This window comes from Polaromonas sp., from assembly GCF_012927415.1.
Taxonomy (GTDB): domain Bacteria; phylum Pseudomonadota; class Gammaproteobacteria; order Burkholderiales; family Burkholderiaceae_C; genus Polaromonas.
Window position 1 is genome coordinate 1 of sequence record NZ_JABBPF010000217.1, and the last position, 21768, is coordinate 21768.

At 56.5% G+C, this 21768-nt stretch carries 27 protein-coding genes, 1 other RNA gene and 2 pseudogenes; 14 read left to right on the forward strand and 16 right to left on the reverse strand.

Annotation, left to right across the window (positions count from 1 at the left end):
* The 9 genes from HHJ19_RS17735 to HHJ19_RS17775 form a co-directional block, all read left to right on the forward strand.
* The coding region (locus tag HHJ19_RS17735) for a PAS domain-containing protein (RefSeq protein WP_296909179.1) at positions 1–278 on the forward strand (278 nt) is incomplete at its 5' end.
* Positions 275–1063 carry a hypothetical protein gene (locus HHJ19_RS17740; protein ID WP_296909180.1) on the forward strand — a complete coding sequence of 263 codons (789 nt, stop codon included), beginning with the start codon at positions 275–277 and terminating at the stop codon, positions 1061–1063. The genes HHJ19_RS17735 and HHJ19_RS17740, both read left to right, overlap by 4 nt.
* Positions 1060–1611 carry an ATP/GTP-binding protein gene (locus HHJ19_RS17745; protein ID WP_296909181.1) on the forward strand — a complete coding sequence of 184 codons (552 nt, stop codon included), beginning with the start codon at positions 1060–1062 and terminating at the stop codon, positions 1609–1611. The genes HHJ19_RS17740 and HHJ19_RS17745 overlap by 4 nt, the downstream gene beginning before the upstream one ends.
* Before the next feature lie 4 nt (positions 1612–1615).
* Complete coding sequence (locus HHJ19_RS17750; RefSeq protein ID WP_296909182.1) at positions 1616–1999, forward strand: roadblock/LC7 domain-containing protein; 384 nt, start codon at positions 1616–1618, stop codon at positions 1997–1999.
* A 15-nt stretch (positions 2000–2014) separates the two neighbouring features.
* On the forward strand, positions 2015–2404 hold the full coding sequence (locus tag HHJ19_RS17755) for a hypothetical protein (protein WP_296909183.1): 390 nt from the start codon (positions 2015–2017) through the stop codon (positions 2402–2404).
* A gap of 87 nt (positions 2405–2491) precedes the next feature.
* The gene (locus HHJ19_RS17760) at positions 2492–2851 is read left to right on the forward strand and encodes a hypothetical protein (protein ID WP_296909184.1); all 360 of its coding nucleotides are present in this window, start codon (positions 2492–2494) and stop codon (positions 2849–2851) included.
* 126 nt (positions 2852–2977) lie between these two features.
* A complete protein-coding gene (locus HHJ19_RS17765) occupies positions 2978–3124 on the forward strand; it encodes a hypothetical protein (protein WP_296909186.1) in 147 nt (48 codons plus the stop codon).
* A 192-nt stretch (positions 3125–3316) separates the two neighbouring features.
* On the forward strand, positions 3317–3640 hold the full coding sequence (locus tag HHJ19_RS17770) for a hypothetical protein (protein WP_296909188.1): 324 nt from the start codon (positions 3317–3319) through the stop codon (positions 3638–3640).
* Positions 3641–3970: 330 nt separating this feature from the next.
* A complete protein-coding gene (locus HHJ19_RS17775; RefSeq protein WP_296909190.1) occupies positions 3971–4441 on the forward strand; it encodes a hypothetical protein in 471 nt (156 codons plus the stop codon).
* A 1066-nt stretch (positions 4442–5507) separates the two neighbouring features.
* Here HHJ19_RS17775 and HHJ19_RS17780 read toward each other — a convergent pair.
* The 7 genes from HHJ19_RS17780 to HHJ19_RS17810 form a co-directional block, all read right to left on the reverse strand.
* Positions 5508–6002, reverse strand: a complete 495-nt coding sequence (locus tag HHJ19_RS17780) for an aspartate/glutamate racemase family protein (RefSeq protein WP_296909192.1) — start codon at positions 6000–6002, stop codon at positions 5508–5510.
* Between the two features lie 15 nt (positions 6003–6017).
* On the reverse strand, positions 6018–6194 hold the full coding sequence (locus HHJ19_RS17785; protein WP_296909194.1) for a hypothetical protein: 177 nt from the start codon (positions 6192–6194) through the stop codon (positions 6018–6020).
* Between the two features lie 7 nt (positions 6195–6201).
* A complete protein-coding gene (gene pepE / locus HHJ19_RS17790) occupies positions 6202–6900 on the reverse strand; it encodes a dipeptidase PepE (protein ID WP_296909196.1) in 699 nt (232 codons plus the stop codon).
* An 8-nt stretch (positions 6901–6908) separates the two neighbouring features.
* On the reverse strand, positions 6909–7589 hold the full coding sequence (locus tag HHJ19_RS17795; protein ID WP_296909198.1) for an AroM family protein: 681 nt from the start codon (positions 7587–7589) through the stop codon (positions 6909–6911).
* 17 nt (positions 7590–7606) lie between these two features.
* Positions 7607–8542, reverse strand: a complete 936-nt coding sequence (locus HHJ19_RS17800; protein ID WP_296909200.1) for a DUF1177 domain-containing protein — start codon at positions 8540–8542, stop codon at positions 7607–7609.
* A gap of 86 nt (positions 8543–8628) precedes the next feature.
* Positions 8629–10251: an OPT/YSL family transporter gene (locus HHJ19_RS17805; protein WP_296909202.1), complete on the reverse strand. Its 1623-nt coding sequence runs from the start codon at positions 10249–10251 to the stop codon at positions 8629–8631.
* 50 nt (positions 10252–10301) lie between these two features.
* On the reverse strand, positions 10302–11057 hold the full coding sequence (locus tag HHJ19_RS17810) for an IclR family transcriptional regulator (RefSeq protein ID WP_296909204.1): 756 nt from the start codon (positions 11055–11057) through the stop codon (positions 10302–10304).
* A 311-nt stretch (positions 11058–11368) separates the two neighbouring features.
* Between HHJ19_RS17810 and HHJ19_RS17815 the strand changes: the two genes are divergently transcribed.
* On the forward strand, positions 11369–11542 hold the full coding sequence (locus tag HHJ19_RS17815; protein ID WP_366929427.1) for an H-NS family nucleoid-associated regulatory protein: 174 nt from the start codon (positions 11369–11371) through the stop codon (positions 11540–11542).
* A 362-nt stretch (positions 11543–11904) separates the two neighbouring features.
* Here the strand turns inward: HHJ19_RS17815 and HHJ19_RS17820 are convergent, their stop codons facing one another.
* From HHJ19_RS17820 to HHJ19_RS17830, 3 genes and pseudogenes are all read right to left on the reverse strand, one after another.
* The gene (locus tag HHJ19_RS17820; protein WP_296909206.1) at positions 11905–12852 is read right to left on the reverse strand and encodes a hydrolase or metal-binding protein; all 948 of its coding nucleotides are present in this window, start codon (positions 12850–12852) and stop codon (positions 11905–11907) included.
* A gap of 139 nt (positions 12853–12991) precedes the next feature.
* On the reverse strand, positions 12992–13993 hold the full coding sequence (locus tag HHJ19_RS17825; protein ID WP_296909208.1) for a lambda-exonuclease family protein: 1002 nt from the start codon (positions 13991–13993) through the stop codon (positions 12992–12994).
* Positions 13994–14124: 131 nt separating this feature from the next.
* A pseudogene (locus tag HHJ19_RS17830) lies at positions 14125–14751 on the reverse strand (DUF932 domain-containing protein); the annotation flags it as partial.
* 19 nt (positions 14752–14770) lie between these two features.
* On the opposite strand from HHJ19_RS17830, the gene HHJ19_RS17835 reads away from it, so the two are divergent.
* Positions 14771–15196 carry a hypothetical protein gene (locus tag HHJ19_RS17835; protein WP_296909211.1) on the forward strand — a complete coding sequence of 142 codons (426 nt, stop codon included), beginning with the start codon at positions 14771–14773 and terminating at the stop codon, positions 15194–15196.
* On the opposite strand, the gene HHJ19_RS18105 is transcribed toward HHJ19_RS17835, so the two are convergent.
* The gene (locus HHJ19_RS18105) at positions 15162–15644 is read right to left on the reverse strand and encodes a GNAT family N-acetyltransferase (protein ID WP_366929426.1); all 483 of its coding nucleotides are present in this window, start codon (positions 15642–15644) and stop codon (positions 15162–15164) included. The genes HHJ19_RS17835 and HHJ19_RS18105 overlap by 35 nt on opposite strands.
* A 276-nt stretch (positions 15645–15920) precedes the next feature.
* On the opposite strand from HHJ19_RS18105, the gene HHJ19_RS17840 reads away from it, so the two are divergent.
* Both HHJ19_RS17840 and HHJ19_RS17845 read left to right on the forward strand, forming a co-directional pair.
* The gene (locus HHJ19_RS17840; protein WP_296909212.1) at positions 15921–16223 is read left to right on the forward strand and encodes a hypothetical protein; all 303 of its coding nucleotides are present in this window, start codon (positions 15921–15923) and stop codon (positions 16221–16223) included.
* A gap of 188 nt (positions 16224–16411) precedes the next feature.
* Positions 16412–17029 (forward strand): annotated as a pseudogene (locus HHJ19_RS17845) (tyrosine-type recombinase/integrase).
* Between the two features lie 105 nt (positions 17030–17134).
* Here the strand turns inward: HHJ19_RS17845 and HHJ19_RS17850 are convergent.
* The 5 genes from HHJ19_RS17850 to ompA all read right to left on the reverse strand — a co-directional run bounded on the left by HHJ19_RS17850 (position 17135) and on the right by ompA (position 20216).
* On the reverse strand, positions 17135–17449 hold the full coding sequence (locus tag HHJ19_RS17850) for a YjfB family protein (protein WP_296909214.1): 315 nt from the start codon (positions 17447–17449) through the stop codon (positions 17135–17137).
* A 267-nt stretch (positions 17450–17716) separates the two neighbouring features.
* Positions 17717–18103: a transfer-messenger RNA gene (gene ssrA, locus HHJ19_RS17855) on the reverse strand.
* 11 nt (positions 18104–18114) lie between these two features.
* Positions 18115–18780 carry an HAD-IA family hydrolase gene (locus HHJ19_RS17860; protein WP_296909216.1) on the reverse strand — a complete coding sequence of 222 codons (666 nt, stop codon included), beginning with the start codon at positions 18778–18780 and terminating at the stop codon, positions 18115–18117.
* Between the two features lie 24 nt (positions 18781–18804).
* Entirely contained in the window at positions 18805–19518 is a 714-nt protein-coding gene (gene ubiG, locus HHJ19_RS17865; protein ID WP_296909218.1) for a bifunctional 2-polyprenyl-6-hydroxyphenol methylase/3-demethylubiquinol 3-O-methyltransferase UbiG, read from the reverse strand.
* Positions 19519–19586: 68 nt separating this feature from the next.
* Positions 19587–20216 carry an outer membrane protein OmpA gene (gene ompA / locus HHJ19_RS17870; protein WP_296909220.1) on the reverse strand — a complete coding sequence of 210 codons (630 nt, stop codon included), beginning with the start codon at positions 20214–20216 and terminating at the stop codon, positions 19587–19589.
* A gap of 252 nt (positions 20217–20468) precedes the next feature.
* On the opposite strand from ompA, the gene HHJ19_RS17875 reads away from it, so the two are divergent.
* Positions 20469–21768, forward strand: a 1300-nt coding sequence (locus HHJ19_RS17875; RefSeq protein WP_296909222.1) for a DNA gyrase subunit A, incomplete at its 3' end; no start/stop codon positions are given.

A 21768-nucleotide genomic window follows, 5' to 3' on the forward strand; every position in this document is an offset into this window, starting at 1 on the left:
AACAAATGTGCGGGTACTCTGCTGCCGAAGTGATGGGCCACAACTGCCGCTTTCTGCAAGGAACCGACAACGACCAGCCCGGACTGACGGCAATTCGCACAGCAATTCTTACCCAGACCAACGGCTATGCGCGCCTGCACAATCGCCGTAAAGATGGATCAGATTTTGTCAATGAACTGTTTATATCGCCGGTACGCGATGAAACGGGCACAGTGACGCATTTTGTCGGCATACAGCATTTGGTATCGGACGGGCTGCAATCAGGCTTGCCACGATGAATACTTTTGTGCCCACAGAGCTTACACGTGCAACAGTCAGTTTTTGTATTCAGGGCATGCCATCGCGGGAGCAGATGGTGTTCAAGTCTTTTGTTCGACTGCTCGATCATTGCGTCAACCATCAATGGCTTTATTACCCCGAAAATGACGCGCAACGAACGGATATTGTGGTTATTCAGCATGGGCATACGCCCGTGCCACGCCTAGCCAGCGAGAGGCAGCAGATCGTGCTGACCGTCGGGACTCATGTGTCCACCGAAGCTTTTTTTCTGCAGTGGCCAGTACGGGCTTTTGAGCTTGAAAATGAGTTGAACCGTCTGGGTGACCTGGTCGCAACCCGACGCGTCAGGCTGGCGGCGGCGGCATCAGAAGCTGCTGATGCACTGGTGGATGCCATCACGACAAGCGGACCAAAGATCCGCTTGCACCAGTGGCCACCGTCTACCCTGTTGACAGTGCCGGGCCGCTTGCGTCTGGCGACGCTGCTTAGCGCGCGCGCCATGGATGTATGTGAACTGCAGCGCCGGTCCAGGCTGCCTGCAGCAGTTTGCGAAGACTTTGTTGCTGACATGCAACGTGCGCGCCTGATTTCGTCCGCAAGCAGTTGCGTGGTTCAACTGCCCGTCGGCCCAAAGACAACCGAGCCATCTGCGGTAGCCCGCAGTGCCAAGCCGCAAGCTGAGAGACCCTTTGTGCCTCTGGGGCTTTTGGATCGAATCCGGATAAAACTTGGCTTGCAAGTAGCTAGCCAGGGCAGCAGCTTGAAGACCACAGAGCAGACATGATTGAATACAAAATTTTGTTCAGCGGTACAACTGGCGCAGGCAAGACAACCGCCATTGGTGCCGTTAGTGAAATCCCTCCGCTGTCGACCGATGTGCGCAACACCGACGCGGCTCTGGCCAAACAAATGACCACCGTGGGCATGGACTATGGCGAATTGACGCTAGACAACAGCGAAAAACTGCGCCTGTACGGCACGCCCGGCCAAAAGCGCTTTGACTTCATGTGGAAGATTTTGTCAAAGGGTGCGCTGGGTTTGATTATCTTGATTGACAACCGCCAAAGTGACCCACTGGCTGATTTGGATTTGTATTTGCAAGGCTTCAAGCAATTGATTGAAGACACCGCCTGCGTTGTGGCTGTTGGCCGCACCGAGACACACCCCACGCCCGACCTGGAGCAGTTCTCTAGCCACTTGGCATCGCGCGGTGTGCTGTGCCCGGTGCTGGCTGTTGACGTGCGCGACGCACCGCAAGTGGTGCAAATGCTTGAATTGCTGTTGCTGCAACTTGAAATGAAAACTGAATACCCAGAAGCCCAAGAGACCTAAAGACATGGCCATTGCACCCCATCTAAAAATTGCTTGTGACCGTGCGCTCGACGAGCTGATGCAAGAAGTCAAAGGCATCAAGGCCGTGGTTGTGTCTACCGAAGATGGCTTTGAAGTCGCCGCACGGGTTGAAAACACCGCGCAAATCGCAAGGCTGTCGGCCATGGCCAGCTCCTTGGCCGCCCTGGGCGCCATGGCGGGTGAAGAAAGTCGCTTGGGCGTTTGCGAAAGCCTGATCATGGAAGCCGCCGATGGCTTTATTGCCATCATCCAGGTGCGCCGCGCAGATGTGTCGTTGATTGTCAGTGTCGTGACCGGCCGTGACGCCGTGACGGGCCAAGTGGTGTACTTTTCTAAAAAAGCAGCGCGCGTTCTTCAAGACGCTTAATTCAAGTCCCCCTTCATGCCCAACAACAACTCAGTCATCGCCCATTTGCAGGCGCTGGCCGACTTCCCTGGCATTGACGGCTGCGCGCTGGTGGAAACCTCCACCGGCATGTCCTGGCACGTGGCGGGCAGCTACCACGAGCTGGAGCGGATTGGCGAGGCCGCCATTGAGTTTTGGCGCATTCAAGGCCGCTTGTCCGCGCACTTGGCGACGTTGGGCGCGCTGAAATCGGCGGTGTATTCGTTTTCTAACCGGGTGGTGGCCTTGTTCCCGTGCTGCGACGATCCCGGCCTGGTGCTGGTTTGCGTGGCAGCCAAGCGTGATGTGGCCTGGCCTGCTTGGGGTTTGAAGGTCGAGGCTTTGCGCCGCGTGGTGGCGCAGTCGCTGGCGGCACCGCCTCATTAAAGCGTTTCTCACGCAACCGCTGTCACAACGCCGTGGCGGTTGCAAACTGTTTTAGGCGTGGATTATTAACTTTTAGGAAACTATTAAATGGCTACGATCAATCAAGGAATGCAAGAACTTTTAACCTGCGACGGCGCCTTATGCGCGATGTTGGTGGATTCGTCCAGCGGCATGATTCTGGGCCAAATCGGCTCGGGCGTTGACATGGAAGTGGCCGCTGCAGGCAACACCGAAGTGGTTCGAGCCAAGATGAAAACAATGCGTGCGCTGGGCTTGAACGATGTGATTGAAGACATTTTGATCACACTGGGCAAGCAGTACCACATTATTCGCCCGATGGCGCGCAGAGAAGGTCTGTTTTTGTACATCGTGCTGGACAAAGCCAAGTCCAATCTGGCTCTGGCTCGCCGCAAGGTCCAGGAAGTCGAAAAAGACCTGACCGTTTAAACCTACATAAAAGGTAAAGCCATGGCGATACTCAAAATCAAGTTGATCGACGCAGGAGGTGCTGCGCTGGTAGGTCATGCCGTAAAGGTCAGTGGCGCCCCCGCATGAAAAACTAATGGCGACGGCATGTCCCAGTTTTTAATCGACAGCGATATCCCGCTAGAAATTGAGATCAACGGCGCAGCGGCTTGGTCAGGCGATTCTGGTCAGCTTACCAAAGACGAGGTCTTCCAGGCATCGGGTTTGGGCTTTGCTAGGGTTTTAGCTGGGTAAGCAGAAACAGCCAAACGACTGGTTTCATGCATAGGTCCGGGTTAGTGGTTCGCGGATCAGGTCCGTTATGCCAATCCGGCTGATGGCGGTGTGTGCACGCGCATTCTTGAGTGTCATTTGCTAATTTCTATCAAACCCGAATATGCAACATAATTGCCGTGCTGTTGGCGCGCATGGGCGGTCACTTCACAATTGAAAGATGGCACCAAGGACCACCGCACGCCCCAACTGCTGCGCATGCAGCTCAATATCTTTTACTCCGGCCGGCAGGCCTGGTTATTGCCGCCGCCGGAGCACAGGTACTTGGCCGACGAAGGACCGCGGATCAAATTTACCGAGGGCGACACCGCCGCCAACACCGTCTCAAAAATGCCCCTAAGCGGTTTTAACGTCGGCTACCGCGACATCAACGCGCTGAATAAACTTATTTTTAACCAGCGTGCCCATTCACCGTATCAAGGATTGATAACGGATGTTGGGAAGTGCGCAGAGCCGGGCTTGAGCGCACAGGTTTAATCTTTGAATCTCAGGATCAAAGGGCAATCCCTGGCCGCCCGAGGGCGGCCAGGGATTGCTTACCATATTGATTCGATGATTGCTTAATGGATTTTGGGAACTGAGGAGAGTTCACAGCGCGGTTGCATTGACTGTGAGTGCCGAATTGCACTGGCGGGGCGGCTACGTTGTAATAAACCAGTACCGAAGTAGGCGGGAACAGCGGCGGCCCTTACGTGGCAGTTCGATCCGGCCGCTGTTTCCTTCACCGTGTTGATAACGAGTGCGTCTTTATTGTTCCATTCTTGGACGACTCCCGTCCAGCACACCTTTGGTTTGCCAAAGGTGTTCGTGCTTGAAATCCCTGCCCGCCTCTTTGTTCGTGCCTGCTGCCGCGTGCAGGTTCTTGTCTGTAGCTATTGCGACCATGGCCAGATTTATTGTGCAGATGGGTGGGCCCTGCAGCGCCAGCGGGAGTTGCAAATGCAGGCAAGTAAGCGCTACCAATGTGGTTTTACCGGGCGCCTTAAACAGGCCGCACGCAACAAGCTCTGGCGTGCGCGCCAAGCTGCCAAAAATGAAATAGTGACGCATCAGGGTTCCCAGGAATATGGGCTCAATGCTGTACTGGACGTCTCCATTTCAACCGTATTGCAATCAAGCACTGAGCCATGTATTGCATCAACACCAACGATTTCGACCGCGCTGCCTTGTGCACGTGGAGTCTGGAGTTGCCACTGGTGTGGCAGCAAGTGTTTGGCGCATGTGCGTTTGGGATTTCTTCGTCACTTGAGCAAATTTAGCCATGGCCATAACCTCTGAACTGCGTTCCCATATCCTCCGCCTATACCAAGTTGAACACTGGCGTGTCCAATGTCCGCTTTAAACCGTTGAATTTACACGTCTGAAATTCCGCTTTTCGTCGAAACCAGCCGGTACCCAACGACGCATGAAGGACCGCAATCAGTCTGGAGCCGACGGTCAATTTTCTCCAAAGCAGTTGTTCAGATTGACGGTCTGTAACGGAGCGGGAGATACTTCGACAATGCAGCGAGAGCGGTCATTCGGTTTATGTTTTTAGCCTTCGAATAATTTGAGTCTGTCAATGGCCACTTTTCCAACCGCCTGCACAAACCTTTTTCCCATCAAGACTTGTTGCGTAGCTACTGTATTCACCGCCGCAGGCGACATCGGTGCCAGCGGGGCTAGTGGCGTAGCTTGAGTATCCTGCCAACTGAGCACTTGCATAAATGCAAACCCCCGCCCAATTAACAAAAAACGCAACCAAAATTTTGCGTGAAATCAAATGCTCCTCCAGAATGGCATGGCTTCGGTACACCAAAGCACACCAAAGCACACCAAATAATCTATCAGACCCTGCGTTGAAGCCACAAAATGTCTGGATTGGCTGGGATGCTGGTGAGAAGTGAGATATTTGTTGGCAGCGCACGCATGCCTACCCCACTTTGAGTCTGCATCGCCGCTTTGCTCAGTTACCGATTAATGCGCTGATCGAGTTCAAAGGCTGGTGGCGGTTACGCTGCCTCATCCCAGTCGGTTACCCAGTCCGGGCTCGATTTTCGCCCCATCACCCATCTGCGAGTTATCCCAAAGCGGTGGCCCCACGTGCTGGGGAGATGTCAAGGTCAATAACCGCCTTTGAGGTGGCAATTCACACATAGCTACTACCGCTTTCAGTCTGAAACGGACTTCCGTTCTGCAGCGCTTTCAAATAATGGTCAGCGACTGCCTTCTGGCAAAGTTGGCGGTGTTTGTTGCGCGGCCAGCAGTGATGAAAGGTCTTGGGATTCCTCAGTGGGTTTGTTATTTCCGCTTGCGGGGAAAACGTCAATGAAGCGAGGTTTGATAGCGCTATGGTTAGCCCTTATCAAGTCTGGAAGTCACGGCAAGCTAAGGTGGGATCTGCGGTGGCGAATGCTCTGCCGCCAAGCATTTCCACCGCAAACATCCCTGAGGCATCCACCGCGTCAACCACCACGCACCCCAAGCGCTCCCGCAAATAAGGCGCCAGGCCTATTGTCGAAAACCCCGTACAGGAAAACGCAATCACACGCGCACCGTTCGCAAGCAGGCGTTTCACACAGGCCAGAGCCCGGGCGCCGCCTTCAGGTTCCAGCAGATCGGTGGTTTGCGTGACGCCCTCGGGGCGAGCGTAAGGAACGTCGTCGCCCAACAACGTGCGAAATGGCGCAGGCGCCTCCGCGCCGATGCCGAGCACTGCCACAGGCAAAGCAAGGTGCTGTGCAACGCGAGCTGCCGCGCTGCCGGCGCTGATGACAGGTACGGGCACGGCAGCGCGCAACTTCGCCAAGCCAGGATCGGCAGCACAGCTGAGAAACAGCGCGCCGCATCCTGCATCCACCAGTTCGCGGCCCAGCTACACGATCTTGGGGATCGCCATCGCTTCGCTGACAGCATCAAAAATGCCATTGGGCTGGTCTGGGATGCAGCGTGTCCGCGACTGCAAGCCGTAGCGGGCTTGCAGGATACGTGCGTGTTCCTGCAGCACGCGGTCGTCAGAAGTGGTCAATACGCGAATGATGCCTAGGGACATAGTGATGTCATCCAAGTGAAAGTTTGGAGGGAGAGTCAATGGATTGCGGCTCTTGGCCAGCCCTGAATAATTGGGCAGGCAGGGGGCCATACAGCTTGATCTGCGAATCGGCCGCGCGGAGCCAGTCGCCTTCGGGCAGGCCGAGCACACGCTGCACCGGATTGGCGACCAGGTATTCGGCAATGCGCTGGTCACGGGCTTCGCCCTGATGGCCTTCGGGCAAGGCATTGGTGTAATGCGGATTGAGCTGGAAGGAGACCAGGCCCAGCGCGTCAAAACCACCGGGGTCGACGATGGGCATGTCGTTGGTGGTGCAGATCGTCGGGCTCGCCAGGTTGGCACCCGCACTCCAGCCGATATAAGGCGCGCCTGACTTGACCCGGTTGGCGATCAGCGGCAACAGGCCCGCTTCACGACAGCATTTCAACAGGTTGAAGGTATTGCCGCCGCCGACCACGATGATCTCGGCCTGCGCTATCAGAGCCGCCGGATCGGCCGCATGGTGTGAAGATTCGACATCGATGCCCAGCTGCGAGAACACAGATTGCACCTTTCGGGTGTAATCGTCCCAGCTGATGGTTACGCCGGCATAGGGAATGAAGACCGCCTGCTTTCGACCACCAGCGACTTCGGTGATGGCCTCGCCTGCGTGCGACAGGTAGCCGCCATCCGTGCTACGGGAATTACTCAACAGTAAGAGGTTCATGGGTTTCCTTAAAGGAATTCAGCAGTCAGGCGTCCGATCAAGGCATTCGACAAAATAACCGGCAAGCCCGACGCGCGTGCTGCAATGTCACGATGTGCTTCGACAAAACCCATGCAGTCCATCACCAGCAGTTGCGCGCCTTGGTCACGCAAATCGCAGGCGGCCTCAGCGAGCGCTTCGGTGTCCGCTGCATAAGGCGAAGCCACGGCACAGATCGGGGCATAGGCCAGATCACGCCACTTGTGGCCTTCCGATGCCACCTGCGATTGCAGGGGCACCACAATACCGACCTGCCGCTGGCCGGCCATGGCGGCGACGGTAGGAGGAACAATCAAGTCGGGCTCGATCATCCAGGCGTTGTCGCACTGCAGACCTTCAAAGGCGCCGGTGCACAGCAGCAGGATGAATTTGCAGCCTTGGGCCTGCAGTAGCGCGATCTTCAGGTTCATCAGCTCCAGCACCTTCGGCTTGCTGACGATCACCGACGAGCCATCGAGCAGACGCGTAATGAGAGTGGCTTCGCCGGGCTCCGGCGCGTACATGTGTTCAATGTCGGCGCGAGTCAGCCCATCCAGCAAACCGGTGTGAATGCACGCCGTCTGGGCTGACAAATGCTGTTCCAGGATGGGCGTGATGTCGGGCCGCGGAGCCTGCCCGATGGTGACTGTGCCCAACAGGTTTTTTGACATGGTGTGGCCTGCCTTGCTTATGAGGCCTGGCGGCGCTGGATGTGCGCCAGCGAACCATACAGCTTCAGCAGCAGCTGGTACTCGGCAGCGTCAAAAAACTTGCAGGTTCCGCGCGAGAATTCCTTGGCAACTTCAACGGCAAATTTCGCGGCAGCGGCAATGTCGATTTCGTGGCTGGCACCGGTGCCACAACCGGGCACGACGCTCTCAGCCGTAATCGCCACACCGACCACGGGTGCCGATGTGGCTATCGATGGCTGCAGGATGCTGTTGAGGTGGTAGACACCATTGCCGTAAGGCGTGATGTCCTGGGTCGTGATCGGGAAGGTGACCGCCGGGCGGCCGGAGGTCATCTCCATGATTCGCAGCAAATCGTCTGACACGCGCAGGATGTAACCCTCCTTGACGGTTGGCGAGATCGCAAAACCCTTGTGGTTGATGATGCGGTTGCCCTTGGTGGTGTCTATCGACAGTACGGCATCCATCTCGGCACTGACTTCCTGCTCATTCATGTCTTCGGTATCGACCGGGGAGTCCATGAAGTCGACAGGTTCGTGCGGACGAGTGGGTGCGTCCGGACAAATATGGGTGGCAACAATCACATCACCGGGTAAGCCATCGCCCTGCGTTTGCATGTGCGCCAGCTTGAGAGCGGCGGCCACGGCGGCCACTGCGCCATCGGCATCCGAGACCAGACCGATGCACGTAGGGCGCGCGCCTATGCCGCCTAGGCGCCCGATGATGCCCAGCGTGGGTGCGCTGCCGCCAGCCAACTTGCCTGCGCTACCAGGGATCACGATACGCACAAAGTCCGTAGAGCCCTTGGCGCCGCTGATCTTGGTCACGGTGACCTGAATTTTTGAATACGATGCCAGCAATTCAACAACTGTTTGGCCATTGGCGTGGGCGCTGTCAAGCAATTCGAATACCTGCAAAGTCTGAGTGAGGCTCATTGGTTTTTTCCTTTGATTTGGTAATTGGGATGGAAGAAGCGACTGCATGGCAGGGCGTACCGTCGCTTGAGTCGCTTGAAGAGAATTTATTTCTTGCCGAACGTGGCGGCGATCGTGGCGCTGAAGAAGCTGAACAGTGCGTCGCCTGCAATCACGCCGCCCGCAAACACTTCCATGTAGCCACGGGCTTTTTCGCCGCCCACTTTTTCAATGACGAGGCGCAGCGCAATGCCGATGGCAACCGCCCAGCCGGCCATCGGGCTGGCAATTAGCAAACCCGTGGCCAGCAACACACCGAGCTGGCGCTTGGGCCCGCCTATCAACTGGATCAGCGCGCCAGGAATGGCCCACAGCAACAGCGATTGCCCAATGCCGGATACAGCACCTGCATTGATGGTGGCTACATAGACCTTGGCCACGGGCGGCACCATGCCCTGGGAGAAGTAGATGTTGTGCGCGATGTAGACCACCGGAATGGCGATGACGAAGGCAAGCATGGCGGCAATTAGTTGCTGCTTGCGGCCTTCGAGTTCAAAGGCCGGGTCCATGCCCTGGCCGCGTAGGATGTAGCCGGCTTTCAGGTCGTAGCCCATGTCAGCAAAGGCTGGACCGGTGGCCACCGAAAAACCACAAAGAACCGCTAGGGCTGTTGGAGGAAAACCCAGTAGCAAGCCCAGCAGCAGGGTGATCAGCGCCACCGCGAAGGCTGGGAACCAGCCGGAATGCATGGCGGCAATACCGACGATCATTTCATGCACGAATGCCGCGAAAGCCGCGTAGAAGATGAAGGCGATCAGCATGACTGGCGACATCTCGGCATACAACCCGCCGAGCAATGACACGCCGGCCGCAAGCAGGATGAATCCAGCCCCGCCAAGACGCAGAGTCTTGCCGACGCTGCGGCTGCTGAGTGCCTGGTCTTCTATTTCGTCGTTGGTCGATTTCTTGAGTAGGACCAGGCCTACCTGAACCAGTGCGACCAAGCCTGCGCCAATCATCATGCCGTGTGGAATGTAAGCTTTGTTTATGTCGAAGCCGAATATCGGCTGCGCATAACCGCGCAGCAACAGGCCGACCCCGAACATGCTCAGTGCCCAGATGTTGCCAATAAAAGCGATACCGAATGCCGACATGGGGATCTTGAACCAGGATCCCACCGCGCCGACCAGCATGCCGGCACCCAGCAGCGCCGCCTGCTTGCCGCCCTTGTCGCCCGCCTTGATGGCTTCAGCCGCTGCCACGCCGGGAGGCCAGGCACCAGATGCGGGAAATATCTTGGTGTTGAACATTCGGTACAACAGATAACCGTCCAGCAGCATCGCCAGCGAGACGCCGATGAACATCGGCATCACCAGATCAGGCCGGCCCATCAGGAAAGGAATAGCAATCGGCAACAGGAGGCTGTTGGCCGCGCCAAAGGTCGCCGCCGAGATGGCGCTTTGCGCCAGATTCTGGAAGTGAATCGAGCGGTAACCACTCATCATCTGCAGGGGAACCCGCGCCAGAATCATGGCCACCAGCGCCCCGATGATCGAGGTATTGGGCGTCACGCCCAGCGTGACCAGTAACTGGATGCCGATGACGGCGCCAAAGACGCTGAGCAGCGCCAGCAGCACCAGGTTGCCACCAGACAGGGTATGCGGATGGAACTGCGGCATCGCCGGGCTGGCGCCGCCTGCGGATGCACTTGGATGGGTCGACAAGGACATGGGGTTACCTTATTACCAGTTGTGAAAAGGAAAAATGCGGGGCAAATACGCTAGCGAGCCCATAAGGGGTCGCCAACGAGTAGACCGATGCTGGAAGCTTCAGTCGTGAGATCCTGTGCGAGCGCCTGGGTGCTGCTGGCATCGGCATCCGCACTGGGAAAAGAAAGGCAGAACGCCAGCCGTTCGCGCGTGGCGGGATCGGTGACGGTGCAGCTGACGGAGCCGACACCGGGAAGCGCTTCGTTCAGCGCGCTCGCATAGCGCTGTCTGCGCACCTGGTCCAAGCGGGCGATCAGTTCAGGCACATTGGCCGGGGCGTTGGCGAAGATTCGCGGCAGCTCGGCCGCAAAGCGCTGGCGCACGGCGTCGTCGCTGTCCAGCGCCAACAGCGCCCGCCCGGTCGAGGTGGCCCAAGCGGGTGAGCGGTGGCCCGGGTAGGTCATCAGGCGCAAGGGGTGGCTGCCCGACTGCACAAACAGCACCAGCACGTCCAATCCATCCAGCACCGAGATGTAACCGGTGTAGCCACTTTTGCTGCACAGCCCCTGTAGCGCCTGCTGCAGCAGCGGAAACAGCTGGGTGGTGGAACGCACCAGTCGGGATAGCTCCAGTACCATCAGCGCGGGACCGTAGGCGCGCGAGATCGCATCGCGCTCCAGGAAGCCTTCCTCCGCCATCTGCTTGAGCAGACGGGACGCAGAGCTTTTGGGCATGGCCAGGTGCTCGACAAGGTCGGTCACAGTGACTTGGCGTTGCAGGGAGTTGATCAATCGGAGGATGACTCCGGCGCTTTCAAGTGATGCCATGTTAAAGTCTCAATAAATGGAACCAAGTTCCATAAAATGGTTTATCAAATGTATTCTGCATCCCAAAAATTTGATAGCAACAAGTGTTTCTACCTAGACTCGTCGTAAATCAGGGGCAAGAACGCGCGTTTTTTGATCCCGGAGTACGCTTCAAGGACCAGCTGAAAGACAGGCGTCTTTTGATGTTTTACACACTGCTTGAAAATGCTGAGCGGCAACGCGCCTTTGGGTTGCTGCTTGACGCTACGTTGCCCACAGTGGTCGCTTCAGCGATGTGCCTGGTGTAGCAAATGCTGACTGACAGCATCTGACTGTTTGGTGGTGCGCGTGGTGCGCAGAAAGTGAAAGCGGTCAGCAAGGTTGCAGCCAAGTACCGTGACCCAATAACTGGCAAGGAATGGAGCGGACGCGGCCTTCCTCCGAAGTGGCTTCAAGGGAAAAACAAGGAACAGTTCTTGATTGCCAAATGGCATCAAAAAAAATGACTAAATTTAGGCCCAAAAAAAGTAGGCTTTTATATTTTCGAAGGTGTAAGACGACCTGCCCCCTTTGGAATTGAAGATTTCAGGCTTTTTCCTGATAAATTTTTCCCATCGATGACTCGATAGAAACAAAAAAAAGAAAGAGAACACCCCGACACGCGGGGCATCCACAGGGTGCTAAAACCGCCGGAAGTCAGCGCGGACAAACCGCCTCCTGTCCCAGCCTAGCTTGCGCAATAACCGGGCTCTGGCCTGCGCTGGGTCGCAGTCAAACCCACGGTAGGTTTCACCATCGCGGGTGTATTCGTAGATCCGGCCGCCGCTGATGCGCTGAAAGAGAATGACGTCCCTGGAACCCACGGCAGTCAATCCCGGTCCTCTGAGCGTGCGGCCAGGGTGACCGGCACTGATGCTGCGCTCCCATTGAATTGCGCCGCCTTCTGGTTCAGCTTGTCGGCCAATCCCGGCTTGGTCCCCGTGCTTGCTGTTTTGCCCGGTGATCCGTTGTCAAATTCATCCGGGTAAAACTCCTCGACCACGGCAGCGCCCTCCTCCTCCGACTCTTCAAACGCCCCATCAGCAAAGCCCTGCCGAGCAGCCCCATCCAGTGCCGCCTGATCAAAGCCTGAGGTCTTGCGTGCCTCGCTGTCCCACATGGCGCTAGCCAGGGCCTCGGTCATCGTCATGCCGGTCCTCACGGTCAGGTCCACGTAGTAGATCGCTGCCCGATGCGATTGCGTGGTCGATTTCCCCCGCAGGCGCAGCTCCAGCGGTAGCGTGGACAGCAGACCGCCTGACACCGCATGAAAGTACCTCAGCCGGGTTGACAAGGTCCGAATGCTGTTGAATCCGGTGGTGCGGAACACAAAGCTGCCCAGTTCATCGTCATCTCCAATCCGCACGTTCAGGCGGCCGTAGGGCTTGCAATAGCCAGCCCCAGCCAGATCACAGGCCTCAGGCGCGGGGCAAGGCAAGGTCTGGATGCCCGCTGCCGTGCAGCGCCGGCACGTCTCCCCATTGCCGACACACAGCGGCCTGCCGGTTCTCCGGTCAAACATGCTGTAGTTGGCGCGAAGGTTGAGGTCCGGGTCGTCAAACAGCAGCCGAACAGGAATGTTGCGCAGCTTGCTGCCCGGCGTCTTCCGCAGGCTTTCGTCCACTGGATGATTCACCCAGCCGTCCTTGTTCTGCACCTGGCTGGTGACAGTGAACTCGTCATCTTTTTCTGGAAGAAGTTTGCCGCTTTTCTCCACGACTTTTCCAATGGCAATCCGGCCAATGACCGGTGGTGTCAAAGCCAATCCTTTAAGCATGATGTTTCCTTTTCCTTTAAATGGTTGAATTGCTGTTGAACAGGCCCGCCCCCCCTAATCCGCCTGGGGCAGGCCAATGGCTACGCTTTGAGAGATACACATACGAGATACGCCAGGTGAAGGGCGCGGTGACCTTGATTCAGGCATTGACCAGAAAGCGCCGTGAACCTGGCTTGACCAGGGTGTAGCGCTGCAACAGGTCCGGCTGGTCTTTCAGGAGACTCGCCGTGTCCAGCCCTGATCCGTCCTTGCTGCGCTTCCAGGTCACGTCGCCCGTGTCGAATACCGCCTTGGTGGCGTCACCGATGCGCTGCTGGATGCGGTGCTTGAGCTGGGCCTCCAACAGGACGTTAGTGGCCAGCACCTGCCGGATGGCCAGCAGGTCAGAGAACGCCGCTGACATTTCCGATTCATGGGAAAGATCCAGCGTCTGGCCGCTGTCCTGCGGGTACCGGCAGCGCAGGGCCACATCTGCGGAATCCGAACCATCGGCTGGTGGCTCCTGGTCAAGTTCGACGTAGCGCCAGAATTGCCGTTCCAGCTGAACCAGTCGGGCTATCATGGCGTCGTCCCGCTCAATGCGGTGGATCTGCAGCTCCTGGCCACAGATCAGCACCGCCACATCGGCGGCCTGTTTGCCGGTGACCGCCAGTTGGTGCATGACCTGGAGCTGGATGTATTCCGGAACGCCCTCCTTCCAGAGCCTGGCGCCATTCATGCCTGCGGTTTTGCATTCCAGGATCTGCACGTCGGCAGCACCAATCACCTCCCGGTCAAGGTTGGCCAGCATCCAGGCTTCATTCGGATGCTGCAGCACGGCATTGATGCGCCTGACCTTGTGACCGGTTCGTTTGGTGTAATGGGCCGCCACGATCGACTCCAGCAAGCTGCCCCAGTACATCGGGCTGGTCTCGTCATTCGGGTCGGTCTTGGGCAAGCCGCCATCCCGGCCGGTCTTCTCCATCCAGAGTTCAAGCTGGGACTTGTAGGGATTGAGTCCGACCGCTGCTGCGGCATCGGAGCTGCCTATGCCGCCCTTGCGCACCTTCAGCCACTGCTCGCGGTTGAGATGATTGGTCTTGACCAGTTTCAAGGCGGGTTGACACCGGCTTGGCTTTTCAGCCTTTGCGATATTGGCCATAGTGATTCCTTTGTGTTTGCGATGGATAAATAAATAGACCCCGTTCAACCGAAGTTGGACGGGGTCTATGCCGGGCGGTTGCCTAGGCTAGCGGTTTCCCCCAGAGGGGTTGCCAGTGGTGACCAAGTGGCTCAAGCAGCCATTTGCAGCGCGTAGTCCAGCGCCCTTTGCTTGAGACTGGCACCCTGACCGAACCAAGCACTGTCCAGCCTGTATTCCTGGCTTCTGGCGCGTTTCTCATGGTCGACGAACTCGGTGACCGCGCTTAAGAGGCCCCAGGCCGTACCGCTGGCAGCCTGCAATTCGGCACCCCTGCCGTGGCCGTCGTAAAGCGCCTGGACCTTTTTCAGGGCGCGCTCATTGGTCAGGCCCAGACTTGGGTCGACATGGCTGTCGGTCTGGCACAGGACCTTGAGGAAGTAGTTCATGGACTCGTGGCTTTTCACCTTGCGCTCGGATAAGGTTTTCATGCGGTACATGAAGCTGTCCCATTGCGACACTGCAATGCCCAGCTGCTTTTTGACGGCTTGCGCATCGAAGCTGGTGCTGTGCGGCACCTTGATGGCGCTACTGGCGCCGTTCAGGGCGATGGCCAGGGTGTTGTTGCAGACGACGCGGACGGTCGTCGGCGTTGCCGTCGTGGCCAGCGTTCCGTCGCAGGAGGTGGCCAGCAGGATGCAGCCCTTGACCACGTCGTTGCCCTTGAGCGCCGTTTCCTTGCCGGTGCGGGCCAGGGCCCAGAACTTCTTGCCTGACCTCGCGGGAGAGGCGGAGTTCGTGGCCAAGACCTTGGCACCGGGCGATTACTTCTACCCCGATGGAGACGTAGACCTGCTGTTCTCGGACGCGACATCCTCCGACGCGGAGGGATGCATTGACCTGCTGCGGTACTACCTGCCCCGCATGAGCGCCTTCTCGTCGATATTCATCGACAAAGCCTCGACCGTAAATCACTCGTTCCTGTTGCTAGAGTTTCTCGTGAACGAGATGCGGGCGGGGCGCGTGCCGGCTCACTTTATTTCCGGCTTACCGCAAGCGGAGCAGAGGAGGATCTGGAACATGGTGCGCACATGCCGTCTGTCGCTTGTTCATCTTGCGGACACTGATCCTGGAAAGCGCAACCCGTCCCAAAACAGCAGGACATGGCTGCGTATCGAACCCCTGGACATCATGCCGCACAATGGGGCGAGGAGCTATTTCTAATGCGTGGCTCAAGGATCATGTGCTCAGCTCCCTCACGCGATCGTCCCGTTGGTGTGAACCCGATTCTGCGGTAGAAGCCTGTCGCGGCCGGGACGGCATAGAGCTCGATAGGCCGGCTAGAGTTCACACCCCGCGCCGCCTCGACGGCACGTCTCAGAAGCACATTCCCCACACCTTGTCGGTGCATCGATGGATGCACGAAGAGGTTGCACAGATTCCAGTGCTCTTTGATCATCACGACCCCTACCACAGCCCCCTCCACTGCCGCGACGAGATGGACGCACTTGTCCGGATGCGCGTCCGCCCAGATCTCGTTTTTTACCGCGTTATCCTTTAAGGACCGGATCGAGGCAGCGCTCGCGTCTAGCGACGTTGTGAGGACGTCGCGGACGAGCGCGAGCAGCTCAGGTAGGTCTGCGCTTGTCGCGATCCTGATCCAGATGTTCACTCAAAGCCTCCAGCAGGCGGCGGGTTCTGAAGCATGCGTCCGCTGCGTCGAGCGACTGGCCCATTTCGGTCGCATTCGAATCGGTCGCGCAACCGCGCGTTGGCAACGAATACTTCTCATGGACATTGTCTTGGTGCCCTTGGATTGGCAAATTTGGCTTCACACAGATCGGTGGTTACTCCCTCGAAGCATGTGCTTCGACACGAAACCTTACTCTATTCTTGAGCGCCAGCCAAGGAGTGACAAGGAAAATTTCCCGGTAGTTCCAGACACGGCATGAGCCGAACCCTCGATAGCTCAGGTAAAGCAGTAGCTTGGAAGCGCATCGCTGCGACGAACGCATTAAGCATTTTTTGGCTCTTTACTTGGTTCCGCTTGCAAGGTCTGTGGTGGTCTAATTCAAAAAACCTATCCTTGTGTCTTTTTAAATTAGACCACCACAAACTATTGAGCCAAGCCCAAGCCCAGCAAAGCCCGTATGCGCGGCACCTGTGGTTGAAAGACGACCTGCGCACGGCATTTGCAGGTCCCCTGTTCTCCGTTATTGACGGTTGCGGAGCCGAGTTTCCAGAGCGGTGATCGCATTAGGCTCGCCTAGAAAGGGCGGCACTTCGGGGCGCCCAGCCCAGCTCTGGGAATGTAGCAGTGGCTGCTTTTGGCACGTTGCCGGAGGTGACCAAGGTCCGCATTACTGCCGCAAAAACTGCGCTTGGGCCACCATGCAATCAGCCTAAAGTTGGGCTCCTTCTATCAACAAGGAGTCCATCATGGAAAACACCACAGACCACGAACAACAGACCCCCTGGAACAAGGGCGTGATCGTCGGGCAAAAATCTCCGTTCAAATTAAAGGACATTTGGGCCATTCGGGTTCGCCTTCAACTTCAACGCCGAGTGCGTGAACTCGTCATATTCGCCTTGGGATTGGACAGCAAACTGCGGGCCTGTGACCTGGTAAAGATGCGGGTGTGTGACATTTGCCATGGCGAACACGTATCGCCCCGAGCAACCGTGATGCAGTAAAAGACCTCGCGACCCGTTCAGTTCGAAATTACCCAACCGACCCGTGACGCGGTCAATGATTGGATTAAAGAGGCCAAACTCGGGCAGGACGATTATTTGTTCCCCAGCCGTATTCATGAGTCACCTCACATCGGAACCCGCCAATACGCACGAATTGTGGATTCTTGGGTCACAGAGATCGGGCTAAATCCGTCCGAATACGAAACACATTCGATGCGGCGAACCAAGGCATCCTTGATCTATCGACCGACGAAAAATCTGCGGGCGGTGCAATTGCTTCTTGGCCACACCAAGCTGGAGAGCACCGCGCGTTACCTTGGCATTGAGGTGGATGATGCTTTGGAGATGGCCGAGCAAACATAAATTTGATCAGTAGTAGATGTCCCGCAAAAAAAGACGCTTGTTTGCTGAGCATCTAGAAAGTGGGTAGTGGCGGCCGTCGGCTTACGCTGCCAACCGGTCAACGGCCTACGCCATCGCGTTGACCTGAGTGCCCAGGTTGACACTCGTGGCCAACGGCTGGACCTGTGACAACGCCATTGCGCCGGTGGCCTGGTGGATGCCCATGGCTTTTTTTAAAACCAAAACCTGGGCCATTTGGGCCACTTGGTGCTGCTGCATTTGCGTCGAAGCGTTGACGAGTGGGGGGGAATATCCATGGCGAAATCCTTTTGTGGCTGTCACCAATGTCGGTTGAACCACCGGCGTTCTTGGGCAGTTGCCGTCGCAAGGCGCATCCAAAACGTGTCGCCACAGTGGCGAAACCGCGCGGATTTCACGCATTCTCTATTCTCAGTCGCTACCGCCCACCAATTTCAACTCGCAAACCGCCCCCGCGTAAGTCATTGATTTTATTGAAGGTGGCCTTGTGAAAAGTCACGAGGGTCACTGAGAACAGAGAGAGAAAACGGGGTACTTCACGGCCAAAACGGCAAAAAATGCGTGGTTTTAAAGGTAGAAAAGTTACAAGGCAAACGCCGTAAGTGCGCGTCACCATTAAGTTTTTAGGCAAAAAAAAGCCCAACTGGTAAGAGTTGGGCTTTTGCGGTATGGTGGAGCTGGGGGGATTTGAACCCCCGTCCGCAAGCCTTTTTCGGGCAGATCTACATGTTTAGCGGTCTGATTTTGGTCTCGCCACCTGTGTCGCGCAGTCGCACGCTACACAGGACGCCAGCACCCTATTTTCTCGCTCTGGATTAAGGTACCCAGCCCAGAGCCAGCCAATAAAATTATCTTTACAGCCGGGAGCATCTAACTTGCGTTAAAGGCCCCTTGCCCAGCCCATCGGCCTGCTGTTGTAAAGCTCACTGGCAATTAAGCAGCGAGAGCGAACCGTTCGTCGTTTGCAGTTAGTGTGTTTTAGTCTGTTTTACGAGCACACTAAGCTCGACATGCACCACACCGCGTCCGAACCCACGTCGAAACCAATGCAGCCCCAGTCAGGTAGTTTAAGCCATTTTCAATAAATTCAACAGGGCAAAAGGCGCGGAAATCGTAAAGTCGGCGTTCCAGCTTTTGGGGTCCTTGTCGCTCCCGAGGTAGCCATAAGCTGCCGCCACGGTGGGCATACCGGCAGCGCGACCGGCAATGATGTCGCGCTCGTCATCGCCCACATACACGCAACGCTCAGGTGTCAAAGCAAGCTGCCGGGCTGCCTCGAGCAGGGGTGCCGGATGCGGTTTGGCATGGGGCGTTGTATCACCACTAACGATTGTTCGGGCCGTGCTGAACAACGGCATGGCACGGGTTAACGGCACTGTGAAACGGGCCGCTTTATTGGTCACCACACCCCATTTGAGCCCTCCCTGTCCGATGCGTGAAATCAATTCGGTCACGCCGTCGAAGACACTTGTGTGCCGGGTCAGCCGCCGTTCGTAATTCAAAAAAAACTCTTCTTTCAAGGCACAAAATTGTGAATGATCAGGTGTCAGACCAAAAGCAACGGCGATCATGCCGCGCGCACCAGCGCCGGCCATCGGACGGTATAACGACAAAGGCAGCGATGGAAGCCCCCGGTCGGTTCGCATTTGGTCAGCAGCCGCACCCAAGTCGGGAGCACTATCAATCAGGGTGCCGTCAAGATCGAACAGTACGGCGTGGATGTTGTCGAACATATCAGGATAAGGTGAAAAAAAACATCACAATACGATTTTTCGGGTTGCCAACAAATAGTTCACGCTGGTGTCAGCGCCGAGCCAGTAGTGTCGGGTCAGCGGGTTGTACTCCATACCTTTGGCTTGATCCAAATTTAACTCAGCCGCGCGGCAGTATGCAGCCAGTTCATTTGGCTTGATGAACTTTGCGTATTCATGGGTGCCACGAGGCAACATGTTGAGCACGTATTCCGCCCCCACTATGGCGAACAAAAAGGCTTTCGCATTGCGGTTGATAGTCGAAAAAAATACATAGCCACCAGGTTTTACCAACGCAGCGCAAGCTTTGACCACCGAAGACGGATCAGGCACGTGCTCCAGCATCTCCATGCAGGTGACAGAGTCAAAACTAGCCGGTTGCTCGGCAGCCAGTTCCTCGGCACTGATTTCACGATATTGCACACTCTCGGTCTGGGCCTCCAGAGCGTGGAGTTGAGCCACTTTAAGGGCTTTCGAGGCCAGATCAATTCCCAATACTGTCGCACCCTTGCGAGCCATGGAGTCGGCCAAGATTCCGCCACCGCAACCAACATCCAGAACGCGCCGCCCTTTCAGTGGAGCCAAACCATCTATCCAGTCGAGCCGAAGTGGATTGATTTCGTGCAGGGGACGAAACTCACTTTCCTTGTCCCACCAACGATGGGCCAGGTCAGAAAATTTTGCCAATTCGGCGGGATCAAAGTTATCAGTGGTAAACATGGGTGGATTATCGTTGAGGCATAAAAAAACCGCGCCAAGGCGCGGTTTTCTAAACGAATCGCAAGGAATTACTTGGTGGCGCGGGTACCGACCACTTCGATTTCCACGCGACGATTCTTCGCACGGCCTTCAGCGGTTTTGTTGTCAGCAACTGGCTGTTTCTCGCCTTTACCTTCGGTGTAAACACGGTTTTTCTCGATGCCCTTGGATACCAAGTAAGCCTTCACAGCTTCAGAACGGCGCACTGACAACTTCTGGTTGTACGAATCGCTACCAACAGAGTCGGTGTGACCCACGGCAATGATGACTTCCAGATTGATGTCCTTGATCTTGCCAATCAGATCATCCAGTTTTGCTTTGCCTTCTGGCTTGATGACGGATTTATCAAAGTCAAAGAACGCATCGGCAGCGTAGGTTACTTTGGTGGCGGCAGGAGGAGCAGGAGGAACCACAGGAGCTGGGACAACCGCAGGTGGGGCAACCACAGGTTCAGGCGCTTGGGCGACTATTGCACCGTCGCAACCAGGTGCTGCGGTCGCAGGCGTCCAGTTGGCATCGCGCCAGCAAAGTTCATTGGTGCCGTTTTTCCAGACCAACTCGCCGTTGCCGTTTTTCCAGTTGTCGATAGTTTGCGCACCAGCGGCGGTAACAAGCGCTGCGGAAGCAAACAACATTGCCACTTTGTTGAGTTTCTTCATGATTCTCCTCTAGAGAAAAGCCGCAGACTCGCTGCGATTATTGATTTACACGCCGTAAGTGACCATCACTCAAAGCGTTACATTCATTGTGCCACACGCACCCTAGCCTTCAAGCAAGCTACTAGCTTCGACCGACACAGAGGCGAGAATCTTTGTTATTTGTTGCGGGGCAGCCACAAACGGCTACTCTAAACTCCAGCCTTAAAATCACACACCCTCCTAGAATCTTGACAATCCCCCACCAGGCCTTTCATGACCCAGTTCGCTAAAGAAACTCTGCCCATTAGTCTTGAAGAGGAAATGCGGCGAAGCTACCTCGACTATGCGATGAGCGTCATCGTGGGACGCGCACTACCCGATGCTCGTGACGGCCTTAAGCCGGTCCACAGACGCGTGCTGTTTGCAATGCACGAGTTGAGCAATGACTGGAACAAGCCGTACAAAAAATCCGCCCGTATCGTCGGTGACGTGATCGGCAAGTACCATCCTCACGGCGACAGCGCGGTTTACGACACCATTGTGCGCATGGCCCAGGATTTCTCTCTGCGCCATATGCTTGTCGATGGGCAAGGCAATTTCGGCTCGGTGGACGGCGATAACGCGGCCGCGATGAGGTATACGGAAATTCGTCTTTCCAAAATTGCCCACGAACTATTGGCCGATCTGGACAAGGAAACCGTTGATTTCGGACCCAACTACGATGGCAGCGAACAAGAACCGCTGGTCATGCCGACCCGCTTGCCCAACCTTCTGGTAAACGGCTCCAGTGGCATTGCGGTGGGCATGGCTACGAACATCCCACCACACAACCTAAACGAAGTGGTTGATGCATGTCTCCACATGCTGAAAACCCCGGATGCCTCCATCGACGAGCTGATGGAAATTATTCCTGCACCGGACTTTCCCACCGGCGGCATTATTTACGGCATTAACGGTGTGAAGGATGGCTATCGAACGGGACGCGGCAAGGTGGTGATGCGGGCCAAGTGCCATTTTGAGGACATTGACAAAGGCCAGCGCCAATCCATCATCGTCGATGAACTGCCCTATCAGGTGAACAAAAAAACGCTTCAGGAACGTATGGCCGAGTTGGTACACGAGAACAAAATCGACGGGATCAGCCACATCCAGGATGAAAGTGACAAGTCGGGGATGCGTCTGGTCATCGACCTCAAGCGCGGTGAAGTGCCTGAAGTGGTGCTGAATAATTTGTACAAGCAGACCCAGCTGCAAGACACCTTCGGCATCAATATGGTGGCGTTAATAAATGGCCAGCCCAAACTCTGCAATTTGAAAGACCTGATCCAGGTCTTTCTCGCGCACCGCCGCGAAGTGGTGACGCGCCGCACCGTGTTTACCCTGCGCAAGGCCAGAGAGCGCGGCCATGTACTGGAGGGTCTGGCCGTCGCCTTAGCGAATATCGACGAGTTCATTGCCATCATTCGCAATGCGCCGACACCGCCAGTAGCGAAAGCCGAGCTGATGCTGCGCCCTTGGGACAGCACCCTGGTGCGCGAGATGCTCACCCGAATCCGCGTCGATGGGGGAATCG